Origin of the sequence: Janthinobacterium darwini (assembly GCF_051380905.1) — a bacterium.
Classification (GTDB): domain Bacteria; phylum Pseudomonadota; class Gammaproteobacteria; order Burkholderiales; family Burkholderiaceae_D; genus Janthinobacterium.
In genome coordinates this window covers 2565285-2577740 of sequence record NZ_JBNYXX010000001.1, presented here as the reverse complement: position 1 = coordinate 2577740, position 12456 = coordinate 2565285, and the positions used below count along the sequence as shown (strand labels likewise).

Here is a 12456-nt window from a genome sequence, read left to right as displayed (position 1 = left end):
TGTGCTCTATGTACTGACTGGGCCGCGATGGTCGATGCACGCGGCTGGTTCTGGCGAGAATTATAGGAGTGAATGCAGAAAATAGAAATGATTTTCTATTTAAATATATTTTGAAAATTTTATTGCATTTGTCTTTTTTGTGGCCTAAGCTGTGCGCAGTGCATCGGGTCTTGCCGGTTTTCCGGTTCCCCGCTGACACGCGACAAAAGCTGGCAACTATAAAAATTAATCCTTCAAGGAGACATTCATGCAAAGCAATAAGCGTAAGGGATTTCTGAAGAGCCTGGCCATGCTGGGCCTCGGCCTGGGACTGGGTCTGGGCATGAGCGCCAGCCACGCGGCGGGCGAGAAATTCGTGTTGATCAGCCATGCGCCTGATTCCGATTCCTGGTGGAACACGATCAAAAATTCCGTCAAGCAAGCAGGTGAAGACTTCAATGTCACCGTCGACTACCGCAACCCGCCGAATGGCGACCTGGCCGACATGGCGCGCCTGGTCGAGCAATCGGCAGCCCGCAACTACGACGGCGTGATCGTCAGCATCGCCGACTTCAGCGTGCTGCAAAAACCGCTGGGCCTTGTCGCCGCCAAGAAGATTCCGTTTGTCACGATTAATTCCGGCACCCTGGCGCAAAGCGAGCAGCTGGGCGCCGTGATGCACGTGGGCCAGCCTGAGTACGAGGCTGGCAAGGGTGCCGGCGAAAAAGCCAAGGCGGCCGGCATCAAGTCCTTCGTCTGTGTTAACCACTATGCGACGAATCCATCGTCGTTCGAGCGTTGCCGCGGCTTTGCCGAGGCCATCGGCGTCGATTTCAAGGCCGCCACCCTGGATGCGGGCGAAGATCCCACCACCATCGAAAGCAAGTTGAGCGCCTATCTGCGCAACAACCCGAAAACCCAGGCCGTGCTGGCGCTGGGGCCCACCTCGGCCCACGCTTCGTTGAAAGCATTGGAAAAAATGGGCTTGAAGGGCAAGATGTGGTTCGCCACCTTCGACCTGTCCGATGAAATCTCGAAAGGCATCAAGGATGGCAGCATCCAGTTCGCCATCGACCAGCAACCCTACCTGCAAGGCTATATCCCCGTTGCCGTGCTGGCCATCATGAAGCAGGACAAGACCACGGACCTGGCCAAGGTACGCGAAAAGCTGATCAATAACGCCAAGTTCAAGGCGCGCCTGGCCGAATATGGCCTGGCACCATCGTATGGCCCGCGCCATATCGGTTCCGGTCCTGGTTATGTCACCAAGGACAATATCGGCAAGGTGGAGAAATACGCCGGCCAGTTCCGTTAAGCCCCCGCTTTTCAATTCCACCAATACCTTAGTCGTTGTCCCCGCGCGCAGGCCATGCTTGCCGGCGCGCGGGTCCTGCCGCCCTGGAATGGTTGTTTAGGCTGGCAGGTTGCTATAAAACAAGGGAGACATAGCATGAGTACCGTGAAATTAAGCGTGAAGCAGGGTGGCATGGCCGCCTCGGGCACGCCGCCGCAAAAGCAGGGCGCCGATGAACGCGTGGGGCAGGTCAGCTGGCTCAAGCGGCTGTTCAGCCGCCCGGAATTCGCCTCGATCTCGGGCGCCATCCTGGTGTTCGCCTTCTTCATCCTGACGGCCGGCGACTCTGGCATGTTCAACCTCGACGGCGTGATCAACTGGGCGCAAGTGGCCGCCTACCTGGGCATCATCGCCATCGGCGCCTGCGTATTGATGATCGCCGGCGAATTCGACCTGTCGATCGGCTCCATGATCGGCTTTGCCGGCATGATGATCGCCATCCCTTCCGTCTACTTCCACTGGCCCGTGTGGGCCGCCATCCTGTTCGCCTTTGCCGGTTCGATGGCGCTGGGCTGGCTCAACGGCTACCTGGTCATCAAGACGCGCTTGCCGTCGTTTATCGTCACCCTGGCCTTTTTGTTCATCCTGCGCGGCCTGACCCTGGCCCTGTCCATCATGTTTGCCAACCGCACCATCGTCAGCGGCATCGGCGCGCTGGCCGCCGACGACTGGCTGGCCCTGACGCTGTTCCATGGCGAAGTGGGCACCTCCTTGTTCGCCTGGATGGCCAAGGCGGGCTGGATCACGGCGCTCGACAATGGCGCGCCATTGGTCAAGGGCATACCCAAGGTCATCGTCTGGTGGGCCGGCCTGGCGCTGGTGTCCGGCTTCGTCCTGGCGCGTACCCGCATCGGCAACTGGATTTTCGCCGTCGGCGGCGACGCCAACGCTGCCAAGAATGTGGGCGTGCCCGTGAAAACAATCAAGGTATCGCTGTTTGTCTTCACCGCTTTCTGCGCCTGTTTGTTTGCCACGCTGCAAGTATTTGACGTGGGATCGGCTGCCGCCGACCGCGGCATGCAGAAGGAATTTGAAGCCATCATCGCGGCCGTCATCGGCGGCGCCTTGCTGACGGGCGGCTACGGTTCCGTCGTCGGCGCCTGCTTCGGCGCGCTGATTTTCGGCGTGGTGCAGATCGGCATTACTTATACCAACATCAATTCGGACTGGTTCCGCGTCTTCCTCGGCGTCATGTTGCTGATCGCGGTACTGTTCAACAACTTTGTCCGTGCCCGCGTCACGGAAGCGAGATAAACCATGAGCGAATACATCCTTGCGCTGGAAAATATCAGCAAACGTTTCGGCTCCGTCATCGCCCTGCAAAACGTCACCCTGCGTTTGAAACCGGGCGAGGTGCATTGCCTGCTGGGCGACAACGGCGCCGGCAAGTCGACCCTGATCAAGACCCTGGCCGGCGTGCACCGGCCCACCAGCGGCGACTACCTGGTCGACGGCAAGAGCGTCAGCTTCAATTCGCCGAAAGAGGCGCTGGACCTGGGCGTGGCTACCGTCTACCAGGACCTGGCGCTGGTGCCATTGCTGTCCGTGGCGCGCAATTTCTTCATGGGGCGCGAGCCGATCAGGAAAATGTTCGGCGTGCTGCCCGTGATGGATATGGAGTACGCCGCCACCACGGCGCGCGACAAGCTGGCCGACATGGGCATCATGGTGCGCGACCCGCACCAGGCCGTGGGCACCATGTCGGGCGGCGAGCGGCAATGCCTGGCCATTGCCCGCGCCATTCACTTCGGCGCGCGCGTGCTGATCCTCGACGAGCCGACGGCCGCGCTGGGCGTGAAGCAGTCGTTCAATGTGCTGAAACTGATCTACAAGGCGCGCGAACGGGGCTTGTCCGTGATCTTTATTACCCACAATGTGCATCATGCCTATCCCGTGGGCGACTCGTTCACCCTCTTGAACCGGGGCAGGTCGCTGGGTACCTACACCAAGGAAACCGTTTCCAAGGACGAAGTACTCGACATGATGGCGGGCGGTGCGGAAATGCAAACGCTGATGGCTGAACTCGACGGTGTCACGATTTAAGGATAACCATGAATAACCCGACACAATTTGCCCAGGGCCGCGCGCTGGACGTGATTTGCCTGGGCCGCCTGGCGGTGGACCTGTATGCGCAGCAGATCGGCAGCACCCTGGAAGACGTGACGAGTTTCGCCAAGTACCTGGGCGGCTCGTCGGCGAATATCGCCTTCGGCACGGCCAGGCTGGGCTTGCAGTCCGCCATGCTGTCGAAAGTGGGCGACGACCACATGGGACGTTTCCTCACCGATACTTTGTCGAAGGAAGGCTGCGACGTCAGCCATGTGGGCATCGACCGCGACCGCCTGACGGCCCTCGTCATGCTGGGCATCAAGGATAAAAACACCTTCCCCCTGATCTTCTACAGGGAAAATTGCGCCGACATGGCCATCGACGCGTCGTCGGTGGATGCGGCCTTCATTGCGTCGAGCAAAGCGCTCCTGATCACCGGCACGCATTTTTCTACGAGCGCCATGCACGCCGTCAGCACGCAGGCGCTCAAGCTGGCGCGTGCCAACAACGTGCGTACCGTACTCGACATCGATTACCGGCCCGTGCTGTGGGGCTTGTCGGGAAAGGCCGACGGCGAAACGCGTTTCGTTTCCAACGAAGGCGTGACCCGCCACCTGCAGGCGATTCTGCCGCAGTTCGACCTGATCGTCGGCACGGAAGAGGAATTCATGATCGCCGGCGGCGGTGCCGATATCATGGCCAGCTTGCGCGCCGTGCGGGCCGCCACCCTGGCCACACTGGTGGTCAAGCGGGGCCCGCTGGGCAGCGCTGTCATCGACACGACCATTCCGCACAGTCTCGACGAGGCATACAACTACCGTGGCGTGCGCGTGGAAGTGCTGAACGTGCTGGGCGCCGGCGACGCTTTTCTTTCCGGCTTCTTGAAAGGCTGGCTGCGCGGCGAGGATTACGAGGCGTGCTGCCGCTATGCGAATGGCTGCGGCGCCCTCGTCGTGTCGCGCCACGGTTGCGCGCCGGCCATGCCGTCGCCAGTCGAGCTCGACTATTTCCTGGCCCATGCGGCGACACTGACGCAGCCGGACCAGGATGCGACCCTGTCGCGCCTGCACCGCACGACTGTAGCGCGCAAGCAATGGGATGAGTTGTGCGTGTTTGCGTTTGATCATCGCACGCAGTTCTTTGAGCTGGCACAACAAACGGGCGCAGCCGAATCGCGTATCTCGGCTTTGAAGCAATTGATGGTGCAAGCCGTGGCCCAGACGGAAACGGCCTTGCAGCTGGCTGGCAAGACGGGCGTACTGATCGATGGCCGCTATGGTGTCGATGCGCTCAACGATGCGACGGGGCGGGGCTGGTGGATAGGCCGTCCCGTGGAATTGCCGGGATCTAACCCGCTGCAATTTGACTGGGGCCGTTCCATCGGTTCGCACCTGCTCAGCTGGCCAAAGGAACACGTGATCAAATGCCTGGTGCAGCTGCACCCCGATGATGCCGTGGAAAACCGGCTGGAACAGGAAGCGCAGATCAAGGCCCTGTATGACGCGGCGCAAGTGAGCGGTCACGAACTGTTGCTGGAAGTGATACCGTCGGACGCCTTGCCGCAGAGTGACGATACCGTCTTGCGTGCCGTCAAGCGCCTGTATAACCTGGGCATTTACCCCGAATGGTGGAAGCTGGAAAGCATGTCGGCCCGGCAATGGCAAGCCATCGATGCCTTGGTGCACGAGCGCGATCCCTATTGCCGTGGCGTCGTCTTGCTGGGCTTGAATGCTCCGATCGAAAAACTTGCCGCCAGTTTTGACCAAGCCAGTGCCAGCACGACGTGCCGCGGCTTCATGGTAGGACGCACCATCTTCCAGGAACCGAGCCGCCGCTGGCTGGCAGGCGAACTCGACGATGCGGGCCTGATTGCCGCCGTGCGCGCCAACTTCGAACAGCTTATTGGCCTGTGGCAGCGTACGCGCAAGCACCTGGAGCGTGCAGCATGAGCGCCACGATCAGATTGACCATGGCGCAGGCGCTGGTGCGCTACCTGGCTGCCTTGCGGGTGGAAGGGGGCGAACCATTATTTGGCGGCGCCTTCGCCATCTTTGGCCACGGCAATGTCGCTGGCCTGGGCGAAGCGCTGTACCAGTATCGCGACAGCTTTCCCACTTACCGCGCCCACAACGAACAGGCGATGGCGCACTCGGCTATTGCGTATGCGAAAGCCCACATGCGCCGGCGCATGATGGCCGTCACCAGCTCCATCGGCCCGGGCGCCACGAATCTGTTGACGGCCGCCGCCCTGGCGCATGTGAACCGCTTGCCCGTGCTCTTGCTGCCAGGCGACGGGTTCGTCTCTCGCGCACCGGACCCGGTGCTGCAGCAGCTGGAAGATGCCACGGATGGCAGCGTGTCGGTGAACGATGCCTTCAAACCGCTGTCGCGCTATTTTGACCGCATCGTGTATCCGGAACAGTTGCTCACGGCCTTGCCACGCGCCATTGCCGCCTTGACGGATCCGGCCGCCTGCGGCCCCGTGACTTTGTCTCTGCCGCAAGACGTGCAAACGATGGCGTATGACTATCCGGTCGACTTTTTCGAGCCGAGAGTCGTGCGTTTCCGCGCGGTGCCGCCGGTGGAATCCGAACTGGAAGAAGCGGCGCTGCTATTGAAAAATGCGAAACAGCCGCTAATCGTGGCCGGTGGCGGCGTGCTGTACGGCAAGGCCAGCGCCGCCTTGCAGGCGTTCGCCGAGCGCCACGGCATTCCCGTGGCGGAAACCCAGGCGGGTAAAAGTTCCTTGCCGTGGGACCACCCTTTGCAGCTGGGCGCCATCGGCGTGACGGGCTCGCCCGCCGCGAACGCGCTGGCGGCGGACGCGGACGTGGTGCTGGCCATCGGCACGCGCCTGCAGGATTTCACGACCGGCTCGCACTCCCTGTTTGCGCAGGCGCAGTTGCTCAGCCTGAACGTCAACAGTTTTGACGCGCTGAAACGCCGTGGCCTGGGCTTGCAGGCGGACGCGACGCTGGGCTTGCAGGGACTGTCGCGGCTGCTGGGCAGCTGGAACAGCGCGGGCCACTGGCTGGACCGGGCGCAGCAGGCGGGCAATGCCTGGCGCGCGACAGTTGCAGGCATCACCGGCCAGCGGGAAGTCGCCGGCTTGCCGTACGACGGTGAAGTCATCGGTGCCGTGCAGCGTTCATCCAGGGATTCCACCACCCGCGACATCGTCGTCTGCGCGGCAGGCACCTTGCCGGCCGAGCTGCACAAGCTGTGGCGTACCAGTACGCCGGGCGGCTACCACATGGAATACGGCTATTCGTGCATGGGCTATGAAATCGCCGGCGGCCTCGGCGTCAAGATGGCCAAGCCGGATGCCGAGGTGATCGTCATGGTGGGCGATGGCAGCTATCTGATGATGAATTCGGAAATCGCCACCTCCGTCATGCTGGATAAAAAGCTCATCATCGTCGTGCTGGATAACCGCGGCTATGGCTGTATCAACCGATTGCAGCAGGCGTGCGGCAATGCCTCGTTCAACAATATGTTGCCCGACAGCGCACCCGTGGTCGACTTCGCCCTGCATGCACAATCGCTGGGCGCCATGAGCGAACACGTGGACTCGATTGCTGAACTGGAACAGGCCATGCTGCGCGCCCGCGCCGCCTCGCGCACCTACCTGATTTGCATTAAGACGGACGATACGCGCACGACAGAAGAGGGTGGTTGCTGGTGGGAAGTGGCCGTGCCCGAGGTGTCCACCCAGCCAGGCGTGCAAGCTGCGCGCGCCCGTTATGAACTTGACCGCCTGAAACAAAGGAATTGAGATGAACACTTGGAATGTCAAGATCGGCATCAACCCGATCTCGTGGATGAACGACGATTTGCCAAGCCTGGGCGGCGAAACGCCCCTGGAGACAGCGCTGAAAGAGGGCGCCGAGATTGGCTACGTGGGTTTCGAGCTGGGCAACAAGTTTCCCAAGGATGCCCCCGCGCTGAATGCCGTGCTGGGCAAGTATGGCCTGGCGTGCGTGTCCGGCTGGTATTCGGGCCGGCTGGCGCACCGCTCGGTGGAAGAAGAGATCGCTTCCGTAGCCTCGCATTTACGCTTGCTTGCCGACAGCGGCGCCAGCGTCATGGTCTACGGCGAAGTGGCCGACGCTATCCAGGGCGAAGCCCGCCCCCTGTATAAACGTCCACGTTTCCAGACGCAGCAGCAATGGCAGGCATATGCGGACAAACTGACGGCCTTTGCCGCCCACCTGCTGGCGCATGGCGTGCGGCTGGCCTACCATCATCACATGGGTGCCTACGTGGAAACCCCGGCCGACGTGGATCAACTGATGGCCTTGACGGGGCCGGAAGTGGGCTTGTTGTTTGATACGGGTCATATCACGTTTGCCGGCGGCGACGCGGTGGCGGTGTTAAACAAGCATATCGATCGCATCTGCCACGTGCATTGCAAGGATGTGCGCCCCAACGTGGTGAAACTGGCCCGCAATGGCCACTGGAGTTTCCTGCAGGCTGTCATCAATGGCGCCTTCAGCGTGCCTGGCGACGGCTGCATCGACTTTCCGGCGATCCTGAGGCGTTTGTATCTGCACGGCTACGAGGGCTGGCTGGTCGTGGAGGCGGAGCAAGACCCGGCCGTCGCGCCCAGTTACCAGTACGCCAAGATGGGCCACGATTACCTGGCCCAGCTCGTCGGCGCCATTCCCCGCCTGGGCCGGGAGGCAGCATGAGCCCGCTGCTGGTCAAGGCGCGGCCTGGCGCCACCATCGTCGAGGTCACGCCCGAGTCGGCAGGCTGGACGCATGTGGGCTTTGCCGCGCACCGCCTGGCTGCAGGGGAACAGTTGAATCTGGACACGGGCAGCCGCGAACTGTGCATCGTCGTATTGACGGGCACGGTCACCGTCCAGGCGGGAGAGCAGAGCTGGGAGGCCATCGGCGGGCGCGCCAGCGTCTTCGAGGACCGCTCGCCATATGCCGTGTATGTCCCCCTGGAGGCGAAGGTCAACATCACGGCGGTGGACGCCGCCGAAGTGGCCTTGTGCAGCGCGCCAGCCACAACGCACCGCCCGGCACGCCTGATCGAACCGGCCACCATGACGCGCTCCGTGCGCGGCAAGGGCGCCAATACCCGCTATGTGTGCGACATCCTGCCGCAGACGGCAGAGGCCGATGGCTTGCTGGTGGTGGAGGTGCTCACGCCGTCCGGCCACTCGTCCAGCTATCCGCCCCATAAACATGACAGCGACAACGTCCCGCTGGAAAGTTCACTGGAAGAAACGTATTACCACCGCCTCAATCCCGAGCAGGGCTTTGCGTACCAAAGAGTCTACACGGATGACCGCTCCATCGACGAGGCCATGGCAGTGGAAAACCACGACGTGGTGATGGTGCCCAGGGGTTACCACCCCGTGACCGTGCCGTATGGCTACGACGGCTATTACCTGAACGTGATGGCCGGCCCGAAACGCGTGTGGCATTTTAAAAACGACCCGGCCCATGAGTGGCTGATGAATACCAAATAATCGAGGATCCTGCTATGACAACGCAACAGATCGGCCACTTTATTGGTGGCAACCCCATGGCTTCGCGCTCCGAGCGTACGAGCGACGTCTTCAATCCCGCCACGGGCGCCGTCACGGCCAAGGTGTCGCTGGCGACTGCCGCCGAGCTGAACGCGGCCGTGGCCGCTGCCCACGCGGCCTTTCCCGCCTGGTCGCAAACCTCGCCCTTGCGCCGCGCGCGGGTCATGTTCAAATTCAAGGAATTGCTGGAAGAACATGCGGATCAATTGGCCGCCCTGATCACGGCCGAGCACGGCAAGGTGTTTACGGATGCCAAAGGGGAAGTGACGCGCGGCATCGAAGTAGTGGAATTTGCCTGCGGCATTCCGCAAATGATGAAGGGAGAGTACTCGGAACAGGTGGCTGGCGGCATCGATGCCTGGTCCATCCGCCAGGCGCTGGGCGTCTGCGTCGGCATCACGCCCTTCAACTTCCCTGTCATGGTGCCGATGTGGATGTTCCCCATGGCGATTGCCTGCGGCAATACCTTTGTCTTGAAACCGTCCGAGCGGGACCCGTCGGCGAGCCTGCTGCTGGCCCAGCTGTTGACAGACGCGGGCTTGCCGGACGGCGTTTTCAACGTGGTGCAGGGAGATAAGGAAGCGGTGGACGGCTTGCTGCACCACCCGGACGTGCGCGCCGTCAGTTTTGTCGGTTCCACGCCGATTGCCGAGTATATCTATGCCACCGGCTGCGCGCAGGGCAAGCGTGTGCAAGCCTTGGGTGGCGCGAAAAATCACATGGTCGTCATGCCCGACGCGGATATCCCGCAAACGATAGACGCCCTGATGGGCGCCGCCTTCGGTTCGGCGGGCGAGCGCTGCATGGCCATTTCTGTCGTCGTAGCGGTGGGCAATGTCGCCGATCAGCTGGTCGAAGCGCTGGTGCCGCGCATCGCGGCCTTGAAAATCACGCAGGGCATGGATTTACAAGCGGAAATGGGTCCTGTCGTCACGCAAGTGCACAAGGAAAAGATCGCCGGCTACATCGCCACGGGCGTCAAGGAAGGCGCCAGGCTGGTGGCCGACGGGCGCGGCTTCGTGCTGCCGGGCCATGAAAATGGCTTTTTCCTCGGCGGCAGCCTGTTCGACCATGTCACGCCGGAAATGACCATCTATAAAGAGGAAATCTTCGGCCCCGTGCTGTGCATCGTGCGCGTGCCCGATTTCGCCACGGCGCTCGATCTCGTCAATGCGCATGAATACGGCAATGGCACGGCGATCTACACGCGCGACGGCAACACGGCGCGCGAATACACGCACAGGGTGCAAGTCGGGATGGTCGGCGTCAACGTGCCGATTCCCGTGCCGATGGCCTTCCACAGCTTCGGCGGCTGGAAGCGCAGCCTGTTCGGCGACCACCACGCGCATGGCCCGGAATCGGTGCGCTTCTATACGAAGCAGAAGGCTGTGACGCAGCGCTGGCCAGCCTCCACGGCCGCCGGTGCCGAATTTGCCATGCCGACCCTGAAGTAAGGCATAGAGCGCCATCTGGTTCGCTTCTTGCTTACTGCAATGGTTAATTGTTTAGCCATTGCAGAATGCTCCCATGACGTCCAGCCGTACCCAGCCTTTGCGCATCGTTGTCGTCAACACCATCGTCGAGCACGGCGTGCACGCGGATGCGGCATTGGCTGCCCAGGTGCAGCGCGGCAATGCCTTGCGTATCGGCTTGCTGGAATCGGGCTTTGACATCGTCGCCTCTCTGCCAGCCGACCTCTACCTTCCTGAGCGCATTGCGCAGCTGCAGCCTGACCTCATCATCATCGATGCCGAATCGGATGCGCGCGATGTGCTCGAGCACATCGTCATCGCCACGCGCGACGAGCGCCGCCCCATCGTCCTGTTTACGGAAGACGGCGCCACGGCCAGCATCGACGCGGCCATGGCGGCCGGCGTGTCCGCCTATATCGTGGCCGGCTTGCATGCCGAGCGCATCTTGCCCGTGCTGAACGTGGCGCTGGCGCGCTTCCGCCAGGAAGAAAAATTGCGCGCCGAATTGCTCGACACGCGGCACAAGCTGCTGGAACGCAAGGTGATCGAACGGGCCAAGGGCCTGTTGATGACGCATCAGGGCTTGACGGAAGAGCAGGCATACCAGCGCTTGCGCAGCATGGCCATGAACAAGAAACTGAAGCTGGCGGACATTGCCCAGCGCATCCTCGACGTGGAGGATTTGCTGGGATGACCCGTCCATTTCCTGACACATGCTGGTGCAGTGCACCATCGCGGTGCGTTGCCAGCCTTTCTGAACAGGGCGTATATTTGGCTCAGTCTAGGCACGGTCCTTGCTGCTGGACGGGGAGAGCCTTGCCCATGGTGGCGCGGAAAAACAGTATTTATCATCAAGGAATAGTATGACGGCGCAAGTGGGCAAAGAGGCAGGGCATGGCTCTCAGGTGATGCGGACCCTGCCGCCGGAAAAACAGACGCTACGCATCGGCTATCTGCCGCTGACCGATTGTGCCTCGCTGGTGATGGCCTCGAAGCTCGGCCTGGACGAGAAATATGGCATCAAGATCGAACTGAGACGCGAGATGTCGTGGGCCGGCGTGCGCGACAAATTGAACAACGGTGAACTCGACGCCGCCCACGTATTGTACGGACTCGCATATGGCGTGCAGATGGGCATCGGTGGGCAGCAGCGCGACATGGCCGTATTGATGAACCTCAATCATAGCGGCCAGGCCGTGACATTGTCTGCGGCGCTGGCGCGCGAGGGTGCCCACGAAGGTCCCACTTTGGCGCGGCATATGCGCACCGTGGCGCGGCCTTTTGCGTTTGCGCATACTTTTCCGACCGGCAACCACGCGATGCTGCTGCAATACTGGCTGGCCGCGCATGGCATCGACCCGCTGCGCGACGCGCGCGTGATGACGGTGCCGCCATCGCAAATGGTGGCGTCCCTGCGCGCGGGCCAGATGGACGGTTTTTGCGCGGGCGAACCGTGGGGCTACAAGGCCATCGTCGACGGCGTGGGCGTGACGGCCGCCACCAGCGGCGCCATCTGGCCCGACCATCCGGGCAAGGTGCTGGGCACCAGCGCCGCATTTGCGCAGGCGCATCCGAACAGCTGCCGCGCCCTGATCGCCGCCGTGCTCGAGGCGGGGCGCTGGATCGACGCCAGCGATGCCAACCGGCTGGCCATGGCGGCCACCCTGGCCGAGCCCGCTTACTTGAATACACCGCAGGAAATGCTGGTACCGCGCATGCTGGGCCATTATCAGGATGGCCTGGGCAAGACCTGGGACGAGGCGCACTGTGTGAAGTTTTATCAGGGCGGCGCCGTCAATTTCCCCTACCTGTCCGACGGCATGTGGTTCATGACCCAGCACCGGCGCTGGGGCTTGCTGCGCGACGAGCCCGATTACCTGTCGGTGGCAAGGCAGGTGAACCGCATCGACCTGTATCGCCAGGCGGCGGAAATGACGGCCACGCCCTTGCCGCCATCTGCCCTGCGCAGCTCTACCCTGTGCGACGGCGTGGTGTGGGATGGCAGCGCGCCGGAAGCGTACGCGGCATCGTTTGCCATCGGCCATTTTTTCTGATTG

At 62.1% G+C, this 12456-nt stretch carries 10 protein-coding genes; all 10 read left to right on the top strand.

The window, feature by feature from the left end; genetic code table 11:
- The first annotated feature begins 289 nt into the window (after positions 1-289).
- The 10 genes from ACQ4WZ_RS11830 to ACQ4WZ_RS11785 all read left to right on the top strand — a co-directional run bounded on the left by ACQ4WZ_RS11830 (position 290) and on the right by ACQ4WZ_RS11785 (position 12453).
- The gene (locus ACQ4WZ_RS11830; protein WP_092802645.1) at positions 290-1294 is read left to right on the top strand and encodes a sugar ABC transporter substrate-binding protein; all 1005 of its coding nucleotides are present in this window, start codon (positions 290-292) and stop codon (positions 1292-1294) included.
- A 171-nt stretch (positions 1295-1465) separates the two neighbouring features.
- The gene (locus ACQ4WZ_RS11825) at positions 1466-2587 is read left to right on the top strand and encodes an ABC transporter permease (RefSeq protein WP_101484474.1); all 1122 of its coding nucleotides are present in this window, start codon (positions 1466-1468) and stop codon (positions 2585-2587) included.
- Between the two features lie 3 nt (positions 2588-2590).
- Positions 2591-3376, top strand: coding sequence for an ATP-binding cassette domain-containing protein (locus ACQ4WZ_RS11820; RefSeq protein ID WP_101480775.1), 786 nt, complete (start codon positions 2591-2593; stop codon positions 3374-3376).
- An 8-nt stretch (positions 3377-3384) separates the two neighbouring features.
- Positions 3385-5331, top strand: a complete 1947-nt coding sequence (locus tag ACQ4WZ_RS11815; RefSeq protein ID WP_436573484.1) for a bifunctional 5-dehydro-2-deoxygluconokinase/5-dehydro-2-deoxyphosphogluconate aldolase — start codon at positions 3385-3387, stop codon at positions 5329-5331.
- Complete coding sequence (gene iolD / locus ACQ4WZ_RS11810; RefSeq protein WP_436573483.1) at positions 5328-7157, top strand: 3D-(3,5/4)-trihydroxycyclohexane-1,2-dione acylhydrolase (decyclizing); 1830 nt, start codon at positions 5328-5330, stop codon at positions 7155-7157. Before ACQ4WZ_RS11815 ends, iolD begins: the two co-directional genes overlap by 4 nt.
- 1 nt (position 7158) lies before the next feature.
- Entirely contained in the window at positions 7159-8073 is a 915-nt protein-coding gene (iolE, locus tag ACQ4WZ_RS11805) for a myo-inosose-2 dehydratase (protein ID WP_436573482.1), read from the top strand.
- Positions 8070-8867, top strand: coding sequence for a 5-deoxy-glucuronate isomerase (gene iolB, locus ACQ4WZ_RS11800; RefSeq protein ID WP_436573481.1), 798 nt, complete (start codon positions 8070-8072; stop codon positions 8865-8867). Before iolE ends, iolB begins: the two co-directional genes overlap by 4 nt.
- A gap of 14 nt (positions 8868-8881) precedes the next feature.
- Positions 8882-10381 carry a CoA-acylating methylmalonate-semialdehyde dehydrogenase gene (locus ACQ4WZ_RS11795; protein WP_101480780.1) on the top strand — a complete coding sequence of 500 codons (1500 nt, stop codon included), beginning with the start codon at positions 8882-8884 and terminating at the stop codon, positions 10379-10381.
- A 73-nt stretch (positions 10382-10454) separates the two neighbouring features.
- Positions 10455-11093, top strand: coding sequence for an ANTAR domain-containing response regulator (locus tag ACQ4WZ_RS11790; RefSeq protein ID WP_101480781.1), 639 nt, complete (start codon positions 10455-10457; stop codon positions 11091-11093).
- Between the two features lie 169 nt (positions 11094-11262).
- Positions 11263-12453 carry a CmpA/NrtA family ABC transporter substrate-binding protein gene (locus ACQ4WZ_RS11785; RefSeq protein ID WP_436573480.1) on the top strand — a complete coding sequence of 397 codons (1191 nt, stop codon included), beginning with the start codon at positions 11263-11265 and terminating at the stop codon, positions 12451-12453.
- Positions 12454-12456 lie beyond the last annotated feature (3 nt).